The organism is Aeribacillus sp. FSL k6-2211, from assembly GCF_037966125.1.
Lineage (GTDB): Bacteria > Bacillota > Bacilli > Bacillales > Aeribacillaceae > Aeribacillus > Aeribacillus composti.
In genome coordinates this window covers 165,210-185,794 of record NZ_CP150190.1, presented here as the reverse complement: position 1 = coordinate 185,794, position 20,585 = coordinate 165,210, and the positions used below count along the sequence as shown (strand labels likewise).

The window sequence follows — 20,585 nt, the reverse complement described above, 5'->3', positions numbered from 1 at the left end:
AAAACTTTTTTCGCATAAAAACCAGTTGGTTTCTCAACATAATGGTAGAAGTTATTATTGAAAGGAGCTAAATGAAATATGAGAGGTAGAAATTGTTCGCTCCTCATCATGATGCTTATATGGATGATCGTTGCAGGATGTGCGGATCGGCAGCAAAGTGAACCAATGAATTATGATGAAACAAAAAAAATGGTTGTAGACATATTAAAATCTGACGAAGGAAAAAAAGCCGTTCAAGAAATTATGAAAGATGAAGAAGTTCAACGAAACTTCATTTTAGATCAAAAAACCGTCAATAATACGATTGAAAAAACGTTAACATCAGAAAAAGGGAAGGAATTTTGGAAAAATACATTTGAAGATACAAAATTTGCGGAAGGATTTGCGAAAACATTGCAAACAGAACATGAAAAAGTGATCAAACGTTTAATGAAAGATCCGGAATATCAAGGAATGCTTATGGATGTGCTGAAAAATCCTCAAATGGAAGAAGAACTATTGAAGGTTTTAAAAAGCAAAGAATACCGCCAATATTTACAGCAGCAAATTACAGATGTTCTATCAAGTCCGCTCTTTCAACCGAAAATTGAGGAAGCGCTATTGAAGGCTGCTCAGCAAGCTCAAAGTAAACAACAAGGCGGGGGCAGCTCCGGAAACGAAGGCGGGGGCGGAGGCCAATAGACCTCCTCTCCCTTCCTTTACTTTTCTGTTATCTCAATCACTTTTCTTGCTATATCTAAATAAATTTTCCCTATTGGATGGTTTTCATTATAAACAGACGGAGCAAAGTCCTCTTCATCCCAGTCCGGCTGCTCAAGCGGAATTTGCCCTAATAGAGGGACCTGCAAATCCTCTGCAAGCTTCTGACCTCCGCCTTTCCCAAATACATACTCTTTTTGGCCTGTTAATTTACTTTCAAAATAGGACATATTTTCAATAACTCCTAAAATTTCGTGCTCCGTTTTAATGGCCATTGCACCAGCCCTTGCAGCAACAAATGCAGCTGTTGGATGAGGCGTAGTTACAATGATTTCTTTACTAGTTGGAAGCAATGTATGCACATCTAATGCAACATCACCTGTACCAGGAGGCAAATCAAGGAGTAAGTAGTCCAACGATCCCCATTCAACTTCTTGGAAAAAGTTATTCAGCATTTTTCCGAGCATCGGACCTCTCCAAACAACAGGCGCATTATCTTCAACAAAAAAAGCCATTGATATGACTTGCACACCAAACCGCTCAACTGGAATAATTTTATCCCCGCGAACGATCGGCCGGTTCATGATCCCCATCATATCAGGAACGCTAAAGCCGTAAATATCTGCATCAATAAGACCAACTTTTTTTCCTAGACGAGCAAGGGACACAGCCAAGTTGACAGATACGGTTGATTTGCCGACCCCGCCTTTTCCGCTTGCTATTGCAATAAAGGTTGTTTTTTCATTCGATAAAATGGAAGGGCTTGTACTATCAGAATAATACTTTTGGACAATTTCCTTTGGAAGCTCCGAAAAACGCAGCCCAACAGTCTCGGCACCCGCTTGTTTAAGCTTTGCAACAATTTGCTGCTGGAGTGTTAACTGCTCGCTTGTTCCCGTTTTGGCAATTGCTATTTTTAAACTAATATGTTTTTTTTCGGGCTTGATTTTTATTTCTTCAATCGCATTCAATTCTTTTAAAGATTTATGTAAAAATGGATCTTCCAACTGTTCGACAATGGACCTTACATCTTCTTCCCGCATCGTATCCACAACCACCTTTTTTCCATAAGACTTTTAATAGTATATAGTATAACACATTTCCAACAGTCCATTGAAAATAGATGCCTGAGAAGAATCCATTTATTCCGGTATTTGCTGTTCATTGGAAAAATAACGCAAAACCCCGTTGTAAATGGCGGCTGCCACTTTTTTCTGATATTCTTCAGAAGCAAGAAGCTCTTCCTCAGAAGGATTGGATAAAAATCCTACCTCCACAAGCGCACCCGGTTTTTTTGCATGCTTTAGTAAATAGACACCGCTTATTGGCTTTGCTTTTCGATCTGTATTTCTTAAATTTTTCCTTAATTCATCTTGGATAAATTTCGCAATAGCTTCATTCTCCTGATATTTTCCGTCATAAAATGTTTGCGCTCCCCTCCATTTTGGAGATGGAATAGCATTTAAATGGATGCTCAAAAACAAATCGGCGTCTGATTCATCAATTAGGCGAACGCGCTTTCGAATATCTTCTGATTTTCTCCGGCTATATCCGTGTGTATCGTCCGAAGCCAAATCTTCATCTTTTTCTCTTGTCAATAACACTAACGCTCCCTGCTCTTGTAAATAATCTCGAGCAATATTGGCAATTTTTAAAGTTATATCTTTTTCCAGTAGTTTTTTTCCTACTGCTCCTCCATCGGGACCTCCGTGACCGGGGTCTAAGTAAATGATTTTTCCTGATAACGGAAGATTCCATGATTTCCATGAATTGAAAAGGGAGAATTGATATTGAATGATAAATACGAGAATTAGAAACCCAGCAATAAACAGTGCCCATTTCAGCTTTTTTTTCATTCCGAATCCCTCCTGCTCGTCCCTTCAATTCAATATATGGAAAAGCACGATGATTTATGATTAATACAATTTTAATTTACATCTCTTTTTTCCAGCCGATTCCCACCAGAAAATTGGCGCATTCAAAATTTAACTAATCTGCTCAAACTCGTCATTCTCCCCAACAGATAATATAGCTGTAGAAGCCGTCAACTTTCTGCCATACAGCTGTTTGTGCTTTAATGATAAATCGCCTTATCACTGTTCGGTCCTAGATATGAAGTTTAAATTGGGGGCAATTAGGGATAATGGAATGCTTCACTTGAAAATAAAATTGTATGTCTGATTCAGTTTTTTTACAGCGCTTTTTTTCAAAAAGAAACATTTTAAGAGTATAAAAAAAAGCTCCCGCAAATATGGGAGCTAAGATGAATGTTGCGTTTCAGTTATAACGAGACCGATCAGGCTGGCACGGTCAATTTTATTATTTATATTTGACGGTAACTTTCGTGCTTTTTCCTACATTTCCAGCCTTATCTTTTGCATACACTAGGAGAACTGTTCCGGCTTTTTGTTTTTTGATTGAAACAGAGAAATTTCCGTTTTTATTCGCTTTGCCCGAACCGATAACTTTCTTTCCTGCTTTGACATACACCGTTGAATACGCCTCTGCTTTTCCTGTCACCGAGGAAGATTTTCTTGTCACTTTGTTCACTTTAGGAGCACCCGGCGGTATTTTATCGAGTACCGTCACTTTTCGAGCCGGACTCACATTCCCCGCTTTATCCGTCGCTGTTACGTAAAGAACTGTTCCAGCTTTTTGAGCCGTTTTTAACGAAATTGCGAATTTCCCATTTTTATCTGTCGTGCCGGTGCTCAATACTTTGCTGCCGGCCTTTATTGTTATTTTTGATCCTGCCTCCGCTGTCCCTCTGACCGTTTTATCTTTATTGCTGACCGAATTTACACTCGGAGTACGCGGCGGTGTTTTATCAATTACCGTCACTTTTCGCGCCGGGCTCACATTCCCCGCTTTATCCGTCGCTGTTACGTAAAGAACTGTTCCAGCTTTTTGAGCTGTTTTTAACGAAATCGTGAATTTCCCATTTTTATCTGTCGTGCCGGTGCTCAATACTTTGCTGCCGGCCTTTATTGTTATTTTTGATCCTGCCTCCGCTGTCCCTCTGACCGTTTTATCTTTATCGCTGACCAGGTTTACGCTTGGAATGCTAGGAGGCGTTTTATCCAATACCGTCACTTTTCGAGCCGGACTCACATTCCCCGCTTTATCCGTCGCTGTTACAGACAAAATCGTACCAGCTTTTTGCGGTGCCCGTAATGGGACAGAAAACTTGCCGTCTGATCTAGACGTTCCTTTTCCTAATTCTATTGTTCCTAATTTTACCGTTATCGTTGCACCCGCCTCCGACGTTCCTGTCACTGCTTTATCTGAATCTTTCACTTCATTGACAGCAGGTGCTGTCGGCGGCGTTTTATCAACCACCGTTATTTGAACCCGAGTTCGACAGTCACTAGGCAAACAAAATGCCTCTCATCCCTTGATACCAAAGGGACGAGAGGCATTTGGGCATACGTTGGGCGTGTATCTAGGTGCGAGGATGAATGCCTAGAATCTTCGGAGGAGGCTCCAGCCCTAGAGCCGCAAAGAATTGAGCCTGTTTGGCCGTCAGTTCGGTTCGTTGATAAAGGTCACCGTTTTTTGAAGAAAAATGTCCAAGCATGAGACGTTCGCATTCGTCCCTTACGTTCGGCCACGATTCATAGGTTCGAATCTCCACGATCCGAACTAACAAGAGAGCAAGCCAACTGAGCAGCACATGCGCCCGAATGCGGTCTTCCAAGCGATGATACATAGGCCGCAATTCCAATGTAGACTTCAATGTTCGGAAGGCCTGCTCAATATCCACCAGCTGCTTATACCCGATGGCGACATCTTCGGCAGACAAGGTGTCATCGGATGTCCGGATGAGATATTTGCCGTCGTACTTTTCCGCGTCACGAACCGCTTGCTTGTCGATGCGAAGGGTTCCGTCCTTCAACTGGCGCAAGTATTTTCCGTAGGACGAATGGGAACGCAACCGGCAGGTCGCCTTATGATGGGCTTCGTTTGGGAGTTGGCGAAGCCCTTCTAACTCCTCTTTCAGCGATTCAAGCAGCTTTTCTCGCTCCTTGCGTTGGCGTTCGGCTTCGCTGGGATTGTACACGAGAACATAGCGCTGACGCGCTTCTCCGTCGCCGACGATGATTTCTTTGATGTGCAAATTCTCGTCCACTTCATGATAACGTCCGCGACGACTTAAGGCCTCTTCGACGGCGGCTTTGCCGGATCGCATTTTTTCGCCGACAATGTAGTGTCCGCCGGCCTGTTGCAAGATTCGCAAATTCTCTTCAGAGGAAAAGCCGCGGTCCATGACGCTGATCACACGTCCAAGCTTCCAGCCAATCAAGTCTTGTTTCACCTGTTTGATGACCGTCATGTCCATCGTATTGCCAGGCCATACCCAAGCGCGAATCGGGATTCCTTCCCGGGTGACAGCCAGCCCAATGACGATTTGAACCAAGTCTGGGCGTTTGTCTTTCGAGAATCCTTGTTTTCGAAGCGATTCTCCTTCCGGTGTTTCAGAGGGATCCACTTCGAAGTACGACGAAGTCGTATCGAAGTAAATCAAGTCGACTTCCAAATTCAATAAATCGGCCACAGCATGGAACACTTGACGTTCCAATTCCGGCTGCACGGCCAACAGTTCATCCATCGCCCGGTACAACTGGTGGCTGGCGGCTTGAGAAAGGTGAGGGATATACACGTCTTTCTCCACCCACTCCTCCATCGCCAACTTGCTTGACGGATGAAGGGCGCGATTCGCCACCATGGCAAAAATCAGCCGTTCCAGCGAAATCTGGTGATGTCGGGAGGTAAACAAGGAGTGGAGAATCTCTCCCAACCCCAGTTGTCTCCAGAGCTGATCCAAGAGCCAGACGCCGCCGAGGTGTTTGCATGACTGGAATTGAAAGTCATCGGAAGCTTCTCCTGTCAACGTTTCGACTTCCCAAGCCTGCTCAGGAGAAAGGAATCGCGAAATGCTTTTGGCCAGACGTTCCAAGACGGCGCGATCCACTTCATCTTCGCGCCCGAATGAATAAATCACCTTCGCTTTCGCATATTTGGCCTTTGGATCCCATTCATTGTGAGCAAGCTGGAGATAAGCAACGGTTGTTCCATCCTTGTTTTTGCGTGTGACTCGTCGTATGTACATGCCTATATTATAACGTATAAAATTTATTTTTAAAAGGAAAAATTAATAAATCGTGTGCCTATGAAATTCGGCGTTTTTTCCTAGGATCCGCATTACGAAACCCTTGATATAACAGCATTTTGGTCATTTCCATTTGCCTAAAATGACCTCAAAACTGTCGAACTCGGGTTGAACCGACTCGCTTTTATTTCCCGCCTGATCCCTGGCATATACGCTTAATACAGTCCCAGCTTTTTGTTTACTGATGGAAATGCGAAAAGATCCATTATTGTCAGCTGCTGCAGAGTTCAATATCTTTGAACCAAGCTGGACATAAACAGTAGTTCCTGGATCAGACAGCCCATTTATAAATGTATCCCGATCACTTACCGGGTTTACTATCGGTTTGCTTGGAGGAGTGGAAGGCTTATTTTCCTCTACATCAAAAAAAGTATAAGTGATGTCATCTCCTTTAGATGCAGGAACAGTTTCATTACCAACAGCCCGTTTTACTATGGCTCCGCCGCCCCGCAAGCTGGCGGATTCTCCCGAAAATATTTTTGGAATTAATGAATCAAAGCCCTCTTCACCATTAAAACCATATATTCCCGTATCTTTCTTCAGTAAAAGGGCGGCGCGGAAGTTCGTCATCAATTTTCCAAATGTAAGGGTAGGGTCGATATATTTTTTCGCTACATTCTCTACTGCTTTATAATCATTATGAGTATCTGTTAAAATCTCTTTGAAAATCTTGTTTCCTTGATTCGCTTGAATTCTGACATATTGTCCAAAAAGATAGGACAAGGAATAGTTAGACAAAGTGTCGCCATTATCATCCCAATACAATAATGAATGACCATTTGTAATGGAGGTAGAAATATTGTAGTAATTAATGGTATTCATTAAAGGTTTTCCAGTATACATGTGTTCAGCTGCCATTGACAAAGCTTCATCTAGCCATGTATCCATTTGGGAGCCATTTTCTATAAATACATTTTGGTTAAAATTCACCATATGTTGAAATTCATGTGCCAATGTTTCGTATGCAGCACTTACATCCTTTTCCGTCCCTGTTCCCATTAAAGGATACGTATCAATATAAAAAATCTCTGATTTGTTGGAGTATGGAATATCATGCAAATCTCCTCCATAAAAGTAACCAGCAATATACCCCCCTAATCCTGCAAAACCATCTTGTATATCATAACAAAGAATGTGAATTTTCCCGTTTCCGTCCACATCGGATTCGCTGGCAAAATTTTGTGTGATGAGCGGATAAATTTTTTGATCAAATTCTTGCCCTAATTTTTGCGCATCAGCTTCTGTAATTTGATTATCATAAACCCATACGTTCGTTTTTGTACCTGAATACAGCAGCTTGGCGCTAATTTGTTTATCTTCATTGGTCGTAAAATCATGCACCCAAAATGTCTTAGTATCGCCAACTTTATTGAGAAACTTTTTGGAGAGAGATTTTTGTTGAAGTTTCTTGTCTTCATGTTTCTCCGTATCAAACGGTCTAATTACATCCAGTTTATAAGCATTCAATCCTATTTTTTTGTTTATCGTATATTGATCATTATTAATCTTGAACGCTCCAGTGTCTTGAGTATTATTCACGTCTACGGACTCGTTGCTGATTAATACGTATTTATTTCCCTCGGGTGCTGTTTCTGAATAAAAAGGATTCCGCACCTTAAATGTTGTTACATCGGAATAATATTCACTTTCTTTGTCAGGAAAAACACCTATTCTTAAATAAATATAAGGTTGATCGCTATAAATGGACTTTAAAAGCTGTGCAATGAGGTAGGCCTCATATACTCCATATGTATCGTACTCGACATACCCAAGGAATTTCAATGTTCCTCCAATATCTTTATAAAATTCTATTCCAATATAACTGTCTTTTTCTATATTTTTATCTGAATTATACAGAATTTCAATGTCCATCGAGTCGTTCATATCGTAAATACGTTCAAATGTAATTTCATGATAGACATTTTTCGAGTCCAACAGCCAGCCAACAATTTCTCCCTCCTGAATTAATGGATAATCCGCCGGATTTGTAGATTGTGTTTTTTCCTCTTTGTGTTGTTTCTTTGGTCCTGAACTTTGCTGGAATGTCGAAATTATTTCCTTTCTGCTATCACTTCTTTCCTGTGCAAAACCGCTAGCTGGCACCAATAATAAAAAAATAAGAACAAGGCATAACGACTTTTTCAACCAACCCATTTCTCCACCTCTTTATTTATAAAAAATTGATAGAAATATTATAATGGATGATTTTGTATAAGGCACTAAAATTTTTTGAACAGTCACAAAAGTTTTAAGCCTATTCGCCTAAATGAAAAGTGCTAATAAAATCTTTGTGGTAAAGAGAAAAGAAACGTGTCAAAGCTCAGCAAAAAAAAGACAAATAAAAAATAAAAGCCGATTTCCTCACCTGCGTTACACAATAGGGGGGTTGCTCGGCAAATGATAAAAGCTTTTTCTCTCTGCGAAAATCTGGAATCGTTGAAAAGACGTTCATATCGAGATGAACATTTTGAAAACCGCAATTTTTGTTTTTAAAAGTTTTTATAACATAGCCACAGTGCATGGATGTCGCCCAAATTGTCCTTACGAGTAATATTTCACATAGGAAATAAAAAACCATTTTGCTTCATTCTTCCTTGCAAAAAATAAGCAGCACTGTCAATAACTCCTGAACTTTTCCTTTTTGAAATAAAAAAGCCAATCAAAAGGCGAATTCAGCAATGGCCCCCGTCAAATCATTTTTTCACAAGCCGTTTTTAGGCATAAAAAAAGCCCGTTCCAACGAAGTTGAAATGAGCCATGCATGAACTGCTTTTAAAGCTTTAGTTTGTATCTCTTTTTTCCAGCTAAAAACCCTTCTTCCCACCAATAATGAATAAAGTGCTGGCATGTCAAATAGATGGATTCCATAACAAAATCATCATTTGATTCCCTTGCCAAATAAAGAATATTGTCAAATAAATTGTTAATAAGCTCTTGTTCTTCCTGTATACAACGTGTATTGGCCTGCTCCATCGATTCCCCGTAATATCCGAACCGGCTGTAGGCCGCTCCCAGCAAAAAAGATTCAATGGCCGAGTGGACACACTCTTCTTCCATTGCAGTTTTATGGAAGCGTTTTTGAAAAAAAGGATTAAACCATTCATCAATCATATTTTTCAATTTGCGAATTGGGAGATCTTTTAACATTTTTCGCTCAGTGAGAAGCTTTTTTTCCTGCCGTCTTTCATTAAAGTCTGTAATTACATTCATCAAAATCTCCTCCTTGTTTTTATTTTTTTCAGTTCACGCTGTTCCATTCAACCACTCCTTTCCAATTGCAAATAAAAAACCACAACGATTTGTTGTGGTTTAAGGTTCGAATCATTAACGTTTTGAAAATTGCGGTGCACGGCGTGCTCCTTTAAGACCGTATTTCTTACGCTCTTTTACGCGAGCATCTCGAGTTAATAAGCCTGCACGCTTTAACGTTCTGCGATATTCTGGATCAGCTTGTAAAAGTGCACGAGCAATTCCGTGGCGAATAGCGCCTGCTTGACCAGTGAAACCGCCGCCTCTAACATTTACTAGTACATCATAATTGCCAACTGTCTCTGTTAAAACAAGCGGTTGTTTAATATCTTCAATCAAAGCTTTTGTTGGAATGTAATCTTCAATGTTCCGTTTATTAATTACGATACGGCCTTCACCAGGAACTAACCGAACACGGGCAACAGAGCTTTTGCGACGACCGGTACCGTAGTATTGAACCTGTGCCAAAATGATAACCTCCTTATTAAATTATCCGCGAAGTTCATAAACTTCTGGTTTCTGTGCTTGATGAGGATGTTCGCTTCCTCTGTAAACATGCAATTTTTTAAACATTTGGCGTCCAAGGGAACCTTTTGGAAGCATTCCGCGAATAGCAAGTTCCAGCATTTTTTCAGGATAGTTGTTTCGCATTTCTAATGCAGTTCTTGATTTTAAACCACCAGGATGCTGGCTGTGGCGATAATAAATTTTGTCTGTTAATTTTTTTCCAGTTAATTCGATTTTTTCAGCATTAATAATAATTACGTGGTCACCTGTATCTACATGCGGTGTAAACGTTGGTTTGTGTTTTCCGCGTAAGATAGATGCAACTTCGCTTGCTAGACGTCCTAAAGTTTTGCCAGCTGCATCAACAACATACCATTTGCGCTCAACTTCATGCGGCTTTGCCATAAACGTTGTACGCATTGTTTTCCCTCCTTAATCGTTCATGTCGAAAAGTCTATTTCAAAAACACGATTATTTTCCGGGGCTAATCGTGGGGCTTGAAATACATACCATATGTTATCTTATCTTTTTAAGATATGAATGTCAAGAAAATGTTACACCTGGATTAGTTGTCATAATAAACTTTCCAAAGATATAGACCGCATCCAGAAACTGTTTTCCCGGCTCTTGATCTATCTTTGGCTGCGATAATTTGTTTTATTTCTTCCGGCTTGCGCTTCCCTTCTCCTACTTCAATCAATGTTCCGACTAAAATGCGAACCATATTGTAAAGGAAGCCGCTTCCGACAAAACGGAACGTAATTTCATCTCCTTCTTCCCATATATCCGCTTCATAAATAGTTCTCACTTTATTTTCCGTTTCTGTTTTAGAAGAGCAAAAGCTTGTAAAATCATGTGTTCCAATAATGAAACGGGAGGCAGTTCGAATCGTTTCAATATTTAACGGATTTGGAAAATGGTATGCATAATGACGCCGGAACACATCTCGTTGAAAACTGCGATACAAACGGTAGCGGTATTCTTTCTTCTTTGCAGAAAATCTAGCATGAAAATCTTGATCGGCAAGCTCTGCATTTTGAATGGAAATATCTTGAGGAAGCAGCGTATTCAAAGCAATCGGCCATTTTTCCATCGGAATTTTGAGGCTTGTATCAAAATGAAATACTTGGCCAACAGCATGCACGCCGACGTCTGTTCTGCCGGAAGCAGTAATTTTTATCCGCTCCCCTTTGTGGATTTTCATTAATGCTTCCTCAATCTCTCCTTGTACTGTCCGGTGGCCGGGCTGGCGCTGATAACCGCTAAATCCTGATCCATCATACGAAACTGTGCATTTAATCCTCATTTTTAAAACTCCTAGGCACGCAATAGTAATAAAATAATTGATAACAGCAGGATAGAGGCCATCATAATGGAATCAATCGCTCCCCATTTCAGCTGCCTGATTTTCGTACGTCCTTCACTTCCGCGATACCCCCTGGCTTCCATAGCGGTAGCAAGCTCTTCCGCCCGCTTAAAAGCGCTTATGAAAAGTGGTACAAGCAAAGGAACGATTGCTTTTATTCGCTCTTTTACAGGCCCTGATGTAAAATCTACCCCTCTTGCCATTTGCGCCTTTAAAATTTTTTCTGTTTCCTCCAGCAGAGTCGGTATAAAGCGAAGAGAAATAGACATCATTAATGCTAGTTCATGGACAGGAAGTTTAAATTTTTTAAAAGGCTTTAACAGACTTTCCATTCCATCCGTTATTTCGATAGGCGTTGTTGTTAAGGTCAATGTCGTTGTCATAAAAATTAAGAAAATGAACCGAAGAGAGATAAAAAACCCTTGCCGCAAGCCTTCTTCATAAATGGAAAAAAAGCCGAAGCGGAACAGCATGTCCCCTTCTTTTGTTACTAAAATGTGCAGCAAAAATGTAAACCCAACGATCCATATAACAGGTTTTAAACCGTTCCATAAGAAAGAGAACGGAAGCTTCGTCAGCAAAATAATGATGAACGTAAATAATCCTAATAAAAAGTAAGTGATTCCGTTATTGGCAAAAAAGACGATAAAAACATATAAAAAAATCGTTAGCAGTTTTGCACGGGGATCCATTCGATGAATGACTGTGCTACCAGGAACATATTTTCCGATGATGATATTATCGATCATATACGACACCTTCTTTTAAAAGGGCTTCAATGAAATCGGCCGTTTCCTCTAAAGTCAATGGCTTGTCTTCAACCGTTAAAGAAAATTTTTCTTCAAGCTTCATGACAAATTTAATTGATTCCGGCAAATCGAGCCCAAGCTGCTCCAGTTCCCCAGTCAACCGGAATATTTCCTTTGGCGACCCTTTCATCTTTAATTCCCCTTGGTGCAAAACGGCAATTTCATCAGCGTACTTTGCTGCGTCTTCCATGCTATGCGTTACTAATATTGTTGTTAATTTTTTTTCTTTATGGAGACGATAAAAAAGCTCCATGATCTCATTTCGGCCTTTTGGATCCAATCCTGCAGTCGGTTCATCTAAAACGAGCACCTCCGGCTCCATCGCTAAAACACCTGCAATCGCCACTCTTCGCATTTGCCCCCCGCTTAGCTCAAACGGGGATTGATGAAGGATTTCTTCTCCTAGACCGACAAGCGGCAGCACTTCTTTTACCTTTTTTTTCGCTTCTTCAAACGATGCGCCAAAATTCATTGGACCGAATGCTATATCTTTTTCGACGGTTTCTTCGAATAATTGATGCTCTGGGAATTGAAAGACAATTCCGACCTTTTTTCGGATAGATTTCAAGTTTTTCTGTTTTTCTCCTGCCTTAATCAGCCGGTCTCCAAGTTGAATAGAGCCTTTCGTTGGCAAAAGCAGGCCGTTTAAATGCTGCAAAATCGTTGATTTTCCCGACCCGGTATGCCCAATCACGGCCAAATATGTTCCTTCATGGATATCCATATTGATATCACACAAAGCGAGCCGTTCAAAAGGAGTGTTCATTTGGTAACGATGTTCTAATTGTCGGATTTTAATGTCCATAATTCGTCCACCAGGCTTTCTACATTAAGGTGTCGCGTCGCTAAAGGCACTCCTTTTTCAAGAAGCCGTTTGCTCAGCTTGTAAGAAAACGGAAGATCTAAACCGATGCTTACCAGCTCCTCTTCCAAGCGAAACACTTCTTTCGGAGTTCCCTCCACAAATTTTTTGCCTCCATTCATTACAATCATCCGATCTGCTTTGGCCGCCTCTTCCAAATCATGGGTGATGGAAATGACCGTCACAAGCCCTTTTTCTTTCAATGACCAAATGGTTTCAATTACTTCCCGGCGTCCAATTGGATCAAGCATTGAAGTCGCTTCATCTAAAACAATAATGCTTGGTTGAACAGCCAAAACGCCTGCAATCGCGACCCGCTGCTTTTGTCCGCCGGAAAGATGATGAGGTTCCCGTTCTAAAAATTCATTCATTTTTACAATTTTCGTCGCCCATTCGATTCGTTTTACCATCTCTTCTCTCGGTATACCTATGTTTTCCATACCAAAAGCGACATCGTCCCGTACAGTGGCGCCGACAAATTGATTATCTGGATTTTGAAACACCATTCCAATCCGTTTTCGAATATCCCAAATGGTTTTTTCTGATAATGTGATTCCTGATACAGTAACGGTTCCTTCGTCAGGCAGCAGCAGACCGTTTAGCATCCGGGCCAATGTTGATTTCCCTGATCCATTGTGTCCGACGATGGCCAGCCATTCCCCTTCATACACATCAAAGGAAACATCCGTTAGTGCAGGCTTTTCACTTTCTTTATTATAGCGGTATGTTACATGTTGAACTTGAATGATCGACCGTTCCACAGATGCCCTCCTCCTGCCTCAAGTACAGATGAAGTAAACGCGAATATCATGTCTATAAATATGAGATGCAGAGGCTGCCAAAAGAAAATCAATCCGCTTTGTAAAGTACTTGAAGATAAATAAAAAAGGGCATAGATGCAGTCATTACAACTGTCCCGCCCTTGAAGTTCATTTATATCTAAATTACACGAATTCAATGATAACCATTGGTGCTCCGTCACCACGGCGAGGACCCATTTTCAAAATTCGTGTGTAGCCGCCTTGACGATCTTGGTAACGTGGTGCCACTTCATCAAATAATTTTTGCAATGCATAGAAAGGTTTTTCTTTTTCCTTTCCGTCTTGGCCTGAAACTGTCACAGTTTTCGCAACCTCATTGCGAATAAACTGTGCTGCTTGGCGACGAGCATGCAAATCACCACGTTTACCTAAAGTAACCAGCTTCTCTACAACAGCACGAAGCTCCTTTGCACGGGCTTCAGTCGTTTCAATTCGTTCGTTAATAATTAAGTCCGTTGCTAAGTCACGGAGCATTGCTTTACGCTGCGCACTAGTACGTCCTAATTTTCTATAAGACATGTGATGTTCCCTCCTTTGTTGGAAGTTGATCTATATAGACTTTGAAAAATCAGTTAATCGTCTTTTCGTAAACTCAAACCAAGGTCTTCTAATTTTTGTTTTACTTCTTCTAGCGATTTGCGTCCTAAATTACGCACCTTCATCATGTCCTCTTCTGTTTTGTTTGCAAGTTCTTGAACTGTGTTAATACCTGCACGTTTCAAACAGTTATAAGAACGAACAGAGAGGTCAAGTTCCTCAATCGTCATTTCAAGCACTTTTTCTTTTTGGTCCTCTTCTTTTTCAACCATGATTTCAACATTTTGCGCTTCATCTGTTAAGCTAACGAAAATGTTTAAGTGCTCCATCAAAATTTTAGAGCCAAGTGCGATAGCTTCCTTTGGACCGATGCTTCCATCTGTCCAGACATCAATTGTCAGCTTATCATAATCTGTCACTTGACCAACCCGTGTATTTTCCACTTGATAAGAAACTCTAGAAACGGGTGTGTAAATCGAATCGATTGGGATGACACCTATTGGTTGATCTTCCCGTTTATTTTCTTCAGCCGGGCTGTATCCTCTCCCGCGCTTCGCCGTCATTCTCAGCCGCAAATGAGCATCTTTCGCAAGAGTTGCAATATGAAGATCAGGATTTAATATTTCAACATCGCTATCGTGAGTTATATCTGCTGCCGTAATGGGCCCTTCACCTTGTACGTCAATTTCTAGCGTCTTCTCTTCTTCTGAATAAATTTTCAGAGCAAGCTTTTTTAAATTTAAAATAATCGTTGTAACATCTTCGACGACACCATCAATTGTAGAAAATTCATGGAGGACGCCGTCAATTTGAACAGATGTTACAGCGGCACCAGGGAGTGAGGATAATAGGATACGACGTAAGGAGTTACCCAAAGTTGTACCATATCCACGCTCAAGTGGCTCGACAACGAATTTCCCATATTTCGCGTCATCACTGATTTCAACCGTTTCGATTTTTGGTTTTTCAATTTCAATCATTCTAAATAAAACCCTCCTTCAAAACGTCGAAACCCCGGCTAGACAAAGAAGAGAAAACGCGTCTAACCGAAATTCCCCAATCATAAAGTCCCGAATGTGCACAAACAACATCTTATAAATGCTAGAATCTATAACTGTATCATAACCCATTATTGACAGGGTTACAAAATATATACAGATAAATTACACACGACGACGTTTTGGCGGACGGCATCCATTATGTGGAACAGGTGTGACGTCTTTAATAGATGTCACTTCAAGACCTGCTGCTTGAAGAGCACGAATCGCAGCTTCGCGGCCTGCGCCAGGTCCTTTTACAGAAACCTCTAATGATTTCATTCCGTGCTCCATAGAAGCTTTAGCAGCTGCTTCAGCTGCCATCTGTGCAGCAAACGGAGTTGACTTACGAGAACCTTTAAATCCTAATGCACCGGCACTTGACCAAGCAATTGCATTGCCGTGCACATCAGTAATAGTGACAATCGTGTTGTTAAAGGTTGATCGAATATGTGCGATGCCTGTCTCAATATTCTTTTTTACGCGGCGTTTGCGAGTATTTGTTTTACGAGCCATTTACAGTTAACCTCCTTTACTTATTTTTTCTTGTTAGCAACCGTACGGCGCGGTCCTTTACGAGTACGTGCGTTGTTTTTCGTATTTTGGCCTCGAACAGGCAAACCACGGCGATGGCGGATACCACGGTAGCAGCCAATTTCAATGAGACGCTTAATGTTTAGAGAAACTTCCCGTCGAAGATCTCCTTCCACTTTATAAGTGTCGACAATGTCACGGATTCTTCCTAATTCTTCTTCTGTTAAATCACGAACACGAGTATCTTCGGAAACTCCAGCTTCAGCTAATATTTTTTGAGCTGTTGAACGACCGATTCCGTAAATATAAGTTAAAGAAATGACAATGCGTTTATCGCGTGGAATATCTACACCAGCAATACGCGCCATAATATGAGCACCTCCTTCAAAAATTAACCTTGCTTTTGTTTATGTTTTGGATTTTCGCAAATAACCATAACTTTTCCTTTTCTGCGAATGACTTTACATTTTTCGCATATAGGTTTCACTGATGGTCTTACTTTCATGTTTATCCAACCTCCTTAATAATCCGGAGTGCAAATTATTTATATCGATACGTAATTCTTCCGCGGGTTAAATCATATGGTGATAATTCAACCGTTACTTTATCACCCGGCAAAATACGAATAAAATGCATTCTAATTTTTCCAGAAACATGAGCCAGCACGGTATGACCATTTTCCAACTCTACTTTAAACATCGCGTTAGGCAACGTCTCAACAACGGTACCCTCTACTTCAATGACATCGTCTTTCGCCATTCAATTGTCTCCCTTCCTCAAATCAGTAACTTGTTCATTGACAAATCGGCTTATTGCATATCGAAGTTTGCCATTTGTCACACGGCCAGTTTCCAATATACTGTTCTGAACTTCCGGAGATACGCAATCAAAAAATTCAAGATGATGGATGTTTTTTTTCTTTGGAGAATGAAACTTTCGCTTTTCTCCATCGGCAATCAATACGAATCGATCATCGAGAATTTTCACGACAATCGCATATTTGCCAGCTTCTCTCCCTTTCGTAATCAAGACAAACTGACCTATTTGCGGACTCGACTCAGGATCACTCACGCACATCACCTTCACTTAGGGTGTTGTTAAAATTTCATAACCTGTATCAGTAATGGCAATTGTATGTTCAAAATGAGCACACATTTTGCCATCTACAGTCACGACAGTCCAATTATCAGCTAACGTTCTGACATAACGGCTTCCCGCATTGACCATAGGCTCAATCGCTAAAACCATACCGGGCTTCAGCCTTGGCCCTTTGTTCGGTGGACCATAATGCGGAATTTGAGGATCCTCATGCAAGTCTTGCCCTACGCCATGACCTACGTATTCACGAACAATGGAAAAACCGTGAGATTCGACGTAAACTTGAATGGCATGAGAAATGTTCGAAAGTCTTCCCCCTGGTTTTGCTTCTTCTAATCCTTTATATAAAGATTCTTTTGTAACATCAAGCAATTTCTGTGTTTCTTCGGAAATTGTACCGACAGGATAAGTCCATGCAGAGTCCCCGTGATAGCCGTTGTATTTCGCACCAATGTCAATACTAATAATATCTCCATCACGCAATACACGGTCTCCAGGTATTCCGTGAACAAGCTCTTCATTCACGGAAGTGCAAATACTGCCGCGAAAACCATTATACCCTTTAAATGAGGGGATTGCATCATGTTCACGTATAAACTTTTCAGCAATACTGTCCAGTTCTTTTGTTGTAATACCAGGCTGAATATATTTCTGGAGCTCTTGGTGAGTTAAAGCAACAATCCGTCCAGCCTCGCGCATAATTTCAATTTCGCGCTTTGTTTTGCAAATAATCATTCACCCAAGCCTCCAAGCAAGTTGCAAATATCTTCAAATACTTTGTTAATCTCTTGCTGACCGTCAATATTTTTCAAATAGCCTTTAGATTTATAGAAATCAAGCAGCGGTTTCGTCTGCTTCAAATTCACTTCCAAACGGTTTCCAACGGTTTCAGCGTTATCATCAGCTCGTTGATATAAATTTCCTCCGCACTTATCACAAATTCCTTCTTCTTTTGGCGGATTGAATACAAGATGGTACGTTGCACCGCAATTTTTGCAAATTCTTCGTCCTGTTAGCCGTTCCATTAAAATTTCTTGGTCAACATGAATGTTGATAACATAATCAATTTCTTTATTAAGCTCTTTTAAAATTTGCTCCAAAGCCTCCGCTTGAGCAACGGTGCGCGGAAAACCATCCAATAAAAAGCCTTTATCAGTATCATTCTTGCCTAATCTTTCCCGAACAATACCAATCGTAACTTCATCCGGCACTAATTCGCCTTTATCCATATAAGACTTCGCTTGTAACCCTAACTCGGTTCCATCTTTTATAGCTGCTCTGAACATATCTCCTGTTGAGATATGCGGGATGTTGTATTTTTCAACAATTTTTTCAGCCTGTGTTCCTTTTCCTGCCCCAGGCAGCCCCATTAATACTAAATTCATGGACTCTCCCCCTCAAACGCTTTTCGAGGGAATGGGACATTCATCGCCCCACAACCTCTTATTTCATAAAACCTTTGTAATGACGTTTGACAAGCTGGCTCTCAAGCTGCTTCATAGTTTCCAAAGCGACACCGACAACGATCAAGAGACTTGTTCCACCTATTTGTGCTGAAGAAGGCAAGTCAGCAAATTTTATAAAAAAGACAGGAAGTATTGAGACAACTGCTAGAAAAATAGAACCGACAAATGTTAAACGGTATAAAATTTTCGTTACGTACTCTTGTGTACTTTTTCCTGGTCTTATACCCGGTATATAGCCGCCTTGCTTCTGCAAATTTTCAGCCATTTGCTCCGGGTTCACTTGAACAAATGTATAGAAATAAGCGAAAGCGATAATTAATGCAACGTAGATGATCATCCCGATAGGTTGTGTGTAATCAAATGTTTTTTGAATCCATCTTGTTACATCATTTGGTCCAAAGAACGATGCAATCGTAGTGGGGGTAACAATAAACGATACTGCAAAAATGACTGGAATGACTCCAGCAGAGTTAACCTTCAATGGGAGATGCGTTGAATGTCCCCCAACCGGACTTCTACCTGCAAGCCGCTTTGCATACTGAATCGGAATTTTTCGGAATGCTTGTTGAACGAAAATAACAGCTACAACTACTAATAAAACGGCAAGAACAAGCAAAACGACAGTTACAATTCTTAAAAATAGCTGATCGCCAACATCCGCAAATTGTTGAGCATAAATTTGGTTTACTGCCGTTGGAATGCCGGCAGCAATCCCAGCAAAGATAATAATAGAAATACCGTTCCCAACGCCTTTTGCGGTAATTTGCTCACCAAGCCACATTAAAAAGGCTGTTCCCGCAGTTAAAACAAGTGCGATCAACAAATAGTTTCCAATGCCAGGGTTTATGATTAACAGACCGCCGGCCATATTATTAAAGCCATATGACATTGCCAGCGCTTGAATAAATCCTAAAATAATTGTTAAATAACGCGTGAATTGGGCAAGCTTTCTGCGGCCTACTTCACCCTGCTTCGACCACTCTGTAAATTTCGGTACAACGTCCATTTGCAGAAGCTGAACAATGATTGAAGCAGTAATGTAAGGCATAATCCCCATTGCTAAAATGGAGAAGTTTTGCAATGCCCCGCCTCCAAAAATGTTCAAAACGCCAAATACGTTCAATTGGTCTTGTGCTTTTAGTACGTCTGCGTTCACACCCGGGACAGGGATAAAAGTGCCGATCCGGAAAATTACCAGCATAAGAAGGGTGAACAAGATTCGATTGCGAATGTCACCCACGCGCATAAAATTGGAGATTGCCTTGAACATTAAATCACCTCAGCAGAACCGCCGGCGGCTTCAATTGCCTCTTTTGCTGAAGCAGAAAATTTGTGTGCTTTAACCGTTAATTTTTTCTCTAATTTACCGTCTCCAAGCACTTTAATACCTGCTTTCAGTTTGCTTACAACACCTGTTTCCAAAAGAAGCTCTGGAGTAATTTCCGTACCGTCTTCAAAACGATTCAATTTGTCCAAGTTCACAACTTGATATTCTTTGCGGTTAATGTTTGTAAACCCACGTTTTGGCAAACGACGGAATAGAGGAGTTTGACCGCCTTCAAATCCAGGCCGAACTCCACCGCCAGATCGGGCATTTTGTCCTTTTTGACCACGTCCAGCAGTTTTTCCATTACCTGAACCAATACCGCGACCAACACGATTCCGCTCTTTACGAGAACCTTCTGCCGGTTTTAATTCATGAAGCTTCATAACCTTGGCACCTCCTTATTTGATTATTGTTCTTCCACTTTCACGAGATGTGACACTTTATTGATCATTCCGCGAATTGCCGGATTGTCATTATGAACAACTGTTTGATGCAATTTCCGCAAGCCTAATGTTTTAACGGTTATTCTTTGGTCTTCAGGACGACCAATTACACTCTTTTTGAGGGTAATCGCCAATTTTTTTGCCATTGTCTTTCCCTCCTTATCCTAACAGTTCTTCAACCGTTTTTCCACGAAGTTTAGCAACATCTTCTACACGCTTCAGCTGCTTTAACCCGTCAACTGTTGCCCGAACCATATTAATCGGTGTATTGGAGCCTAAAGATTTAGATAAGATATCGTGAACACCTGCTAATTCAAGTACTGCACGGACAGGTCCTCCAGCGATAACCCCCGTACCTTCAACAGCAGGTTTCAAGAGAATCTTTCCTGCACCGAATTTACCGATTACTTCGTGTGGAATGGACGTACCTACAATTGGTACTTCAATTAAGTTTTTCTTTGCATCTTCAATTGCTTTGCGGATAGCATCAGGAACTTCTTGCGCTTTACCAGTTCCGAAACCTACATGACCGTTTTTGTCTCCGACAACAACAAGAGCAGCAAAACGGAAACGACGGCCACCTTTTACTACTTTTGCAACACGGTTTACGGTAACAACACGTTCTTCAAGTTCAAGTTTGCTTGGATCAATACGACGCAT

Annotated in this window: 25 protein-coding genes and 1 pseudogene; 1 reads left to right on the top strand and 25 read right to left on the bottom strand. The window is 41.0% G+C overall.

The genetic code is table 11. The features are described 5' to 3' along the window. Positions 1 to 78: 78 nt before the first annotated feature. Positions 79 to 681 carry a spore germination lipoprotein GerD gene (gerD, locus tag NSU19_RS01015; protein WP_327857015.1) on the top strand — a complete coding sequence of 201 codons (603 nt, stop codon included), beginning with the start codon at positions 79 to 81 and terminating at the stop codon, positions 679 to 681. Positions 682 to 698: 17 nt separating this feature from the next. Here gerD and NSU19_RS01010 read toward each other — a convergent pair whose 3' ends face one another. The 25 genes and pseudogenes from NSU19_RS01010 to rpsE form a co-directional block, all read right to left on the bottom strand. Next, on the bottom strand, positions 699 to 1,742 hold the full coding sequence (locus NSU19_RS01010) for an Mrp/NBP35 family ATP-binding protein (RefSeq protein ID WP_063387196.1): 1,044 nt from the start codon (positions 1,740 to 1,742) through the stop codon (positions 699 to 701). Positions 1,743 to 1,841: 99 nt separating this feature from the next. Next, positions 1,842 to 2,555: an N-acetylmuramoyl-L-alanine amidase CwlD gene (gene cwlD / locus NSU19_RS01005; RefSeq protein WP_063387195.1), complete on the bottom strand. Its 714-nt coding sequence runs from the start codon at positions 2,553 to 2,555 to the stop codon at positions 1,842 to 1,844. Between the two features lie 463 nt (positions 2,556 to 3,018). After that, positions 3,019 to 4,038, bottom strand: a complete 1,020-nt coding sequence (locus NSU19_RS01000; protein ID WP_339198317.1) for an Ig-like domain-containing protein — start codon at positions 4,036 to 4,038, stop codon at positions 3,019 to 3,021. Positions 4,039 to 4,141: 103 nt separating this feature from the next. Then, positions 4,142 to 5,809, bottom strand: coding sequence for an IS1634 family transposase (locus tag NSU19_RS00995; RefSeq protein WP_044899596.1), 1,668 nt, complete (start codon positions 5,807 to 5,809; stop codon positions 4,142 to 4,144). A 123-nt stretch (positions 5,810 to 5,932) separates the two neighbouring features. Then, positions 5,933 to 8,023 carry an Ig-like domain-containing protein gene (locus tag NSU19_RS00990; protein WP_339198314.1) on the bottom strand — a complete coding sequence of 697 codons (2,091 nt, stop codon included), beginning with the start codon at positions 8,021 to 8,023 and terminating at the stop codon, positions 5,933 to 5,935. 618 nt (positions 8,024 to 8,641) lie between these two features. Next, complete coding sequence (locus tag NSU19_RS00985; RefSeq protein ID WP_063387192.1) at positions 8,642 to 9,079, bottom strand: DUF2521 family protein; 438 nt, start codon at positions 9,077 to 9,079, stop codon at positions 8,642 to 8,644. Between the two features lie 114 nt (positions 9,080 to 9,193). Further along, positions 9,194 to 9,586, bottom strand: coding sequence for a 30S ribosomal protein S9 (gene rpsI / locus NSU19_RS00980; RefSeq protein ID WP_339198311.1), 393 nt, complete (start codon positions 9,584 to 9,586; stop codon positions 9,194 to 9,196). Between the two features lie 21 nt (positions 9,587 to 9,607). Beyond that, positions 9,608 to 10,045 carry a 50S ribosomal protein L13 gene (gene rplM / locus NSU19_RS00975; RefSeq protein WP_063387190.1) on the bottom strand — a complete coding sequence of 146 codons (438 nt, stop codon included), beginning with the start codon at positions 10,043 to 10,045 and terminating at the stop codon, positions 9,608 to 9,610. 145 nt (positions 10,046 to 10,190) lie between these two features. Continuing rightward, the gene (truA, locus tag NSU19_RS00970; protein ID WP_327857013.1) at positions 10,191 to 10,931 is read right to left on the bottom strand and encodes a tRNA pseudouridine(38-40) synthase TruA; all 741 of its coding nucleotides are present in this window, start codon (positions 10,929 to 10,931) and stop codon (positions 10,191 to 10,193) included. A gap of 11 nt (positions 10,932 to 10,942) precedes the next feature. Then, a complete protein-coding gene (locus tag NSU19_RS00965; protein ID WP_063387188.1) occupies positions 10,943 to 11,740 on the bottom strand; it encodes an energy-coupling factor transporter transmembrane protein EcfT in 798 nt (265 codons plus the stop codon). Then, the gene (locus NSU19_RS00960) at positions 11,730 to 12,605 is read right to left on the bottom strand and encodes an energy-coupling factor ABC transporter ATP-binding protein (RefSeq protein ID WP_117017135.1); all 876 of its coding nucleotides are present in this window, start codon (positions 12,603 to 12,605) and stop codon (positions 11,730 to 11,732) included. Before NSU19_RS00960 ends, NSU19_RS00965 begins: the two co-directional genes overlap by 11 nt. Next, positions 12,581 to 13,423: an energy-coupling factor ABC transporter ATP-binding protein gene (locus NSU19_RS00955; protein ID WP_094244885.1), complete on the bottom strand. Its 843-nt coding sequence runs from the start codon at positions 13,421 to 13,423 to the stop codon at positions 12,581 to 12,583. Before NSU19_RS00955 ends, NSU19_RS00960 begins: the two co-directional genes overlap by 25 nt. 183 nt (positions 13,424 to 13,606) lie before the next feature. Then, positions 13,607 to 14,002, bottom strand: coding sequence for a 50S ribosomal protein L17 (rplQ, locus tag NSU19_RS00950; protein WP_063387185.1), 396 nt, complete (start codon positions 14,000 to 14,002; stop codon positions 13,607 to 13,609). 53 nt (positions 14,003 to 14,055) lie between these two features. Next, positions 14,056 to 15,000, bottom strand: a complete 945-nt coding sequence (locus NSU19_RS00945) for a DNA-directed RNA polymerase subunit alpha (protein WP_063387184.1) — start codon at positions 14,998 to 15,000, stop codon at positions 14,056 to 14,058. 183 nt (positions 15,001 to 15,183) lie between these two features. Continuing rightward, a complete protein-coding gene (gene rpsK, locus NSU19_RS00940; protein ID WP_063387183.1) occupies positions 15,184 to 15,573 on the bottom strand; it encodes a 30S ribosomal protein S11 in 390 nt (129 codons plus the stop codon). A gap of 20 nt (positions 15,574 to 15,593) precedes the next feature. Beyond that, positions 15,594 to 15,959, bottom strand: coding sequence for a 30S ribosomal protein S13 (rpsM, locus tag NSU19_RS00935; protein ID WP_063387182.1), 366 nt, complete (start codon positions 15,957 to 15,959; stop codon positions 15,594 to 15,596). A gap of 23 nt (positions 15,960 to 15,982) precedes the next feature. Then, a complete protein-coding gene (gene rpmJ, locus NSU19_RS00930) occupies positions 15,983 to 16,096 on the bottom strand; it encodes a 50S ribosomal protein L36 (RefSeq protein ID WP_003156543.1) in 114 nt (37 codons plus the stop codon). 35 nt (positions 16,097 to 16,131) lie between these two features. Next, positions 16,132 to 16,350, bottom strand: coding sequence for a translation initiation factor IF-1 (gene infA / locus NSU19_RS00925; RefSeq protein WP_003178377.1), 219 nt, complete (start codon positions 16,348 to 16,350; stop codon positions 16,132 to 16,134). Continuing rightward, a pseudogene (locus NSU19_RS00920) lies at positions 16,328 to 16,662 on the bottom strand (KOW domain-containing RNA-binding protein). Before NSU19_RS00920 ends, infA begins: the two are co-directional and overlap by 23 nt. 15 nt (positions 16,663 to 16,677) lie before the next feature. Beyond that, positions 16,678 to 17,424 (bottom strand): type I methionyl aminopeptidase, encoded by a 747-nt coding sequence (map, locus tag NSU19_RS00915; protein WP_117017136.1) that lies wholly within the window; start codon positions 17,422 to 17,424, stop codon positions 16,678 to 16,680. Then, entirely contained in the window at positions 17,421 to 18,074 is a 654-nt protein-coding gene (locus NSU19_RS00910) for an adenylate kinase (protein WP_063387179.1), read from the bottom strand. Before NSU19_RS00910 ends, map begins: the two co-directional genes overlap by 4 nt. Before the next feature lie 58 nt (positions 18,075 to 18,132). Continuing rightward, positions 18,133 to 19,425 (bottom strand): preprotein translocase subunit SecY, encoded by a 1,293-nt coding sequence (secY, locus tag NSU19_RS00905; RefSeq protein WP_063387178.1) that lies wholly within the window; start codon positions 19,423 to 19,425, stop codon positions 18,133 to 18,135. After that, positions 19,425 to 19,865, bottom strand: a complete 441-nt coding sequence (gene rplO, locus NSU19_RS00900) for a 50S ribosomal protein L15 (protein ID WP_063387177.1) — start codon at positions 19,863 to 19,865, stop codon at positions 19,425 to 19,427. The genes secY and rplO overlap by 1 nt, the downstream gene beginning before the upstream one ends. A gap of 23 nt (positions 19,866 to 19,888) precedes the next feature. Then, positions 19,889 to 20,071 carry a 50S ribosomal protein L30 gene (rpmD, locus tag NSU19_RS00895; protein ID WP_063387176.1) on the bottom strand — a complete coding sequence of 61 codons (183 nt, stop codon included), beginning with the start codon at positions 20,069 to 20,071 and terminating at the stop codon, positions 19,889 to 19,891. 13 nt (positions 20,072 to 20,084) lie between these two features. Continuing rightward, positions 20,085 to 20,585, bottom strand: a complete 501-nt coding sequence (gene rpsE, locus NSU19_RS00890) for a 30S ribosomal protein S5 (RefSeq protein WP_063387175.1) — start codon at positions 20,583 to 20,585, stop codon at positions 20,085 to 20,087.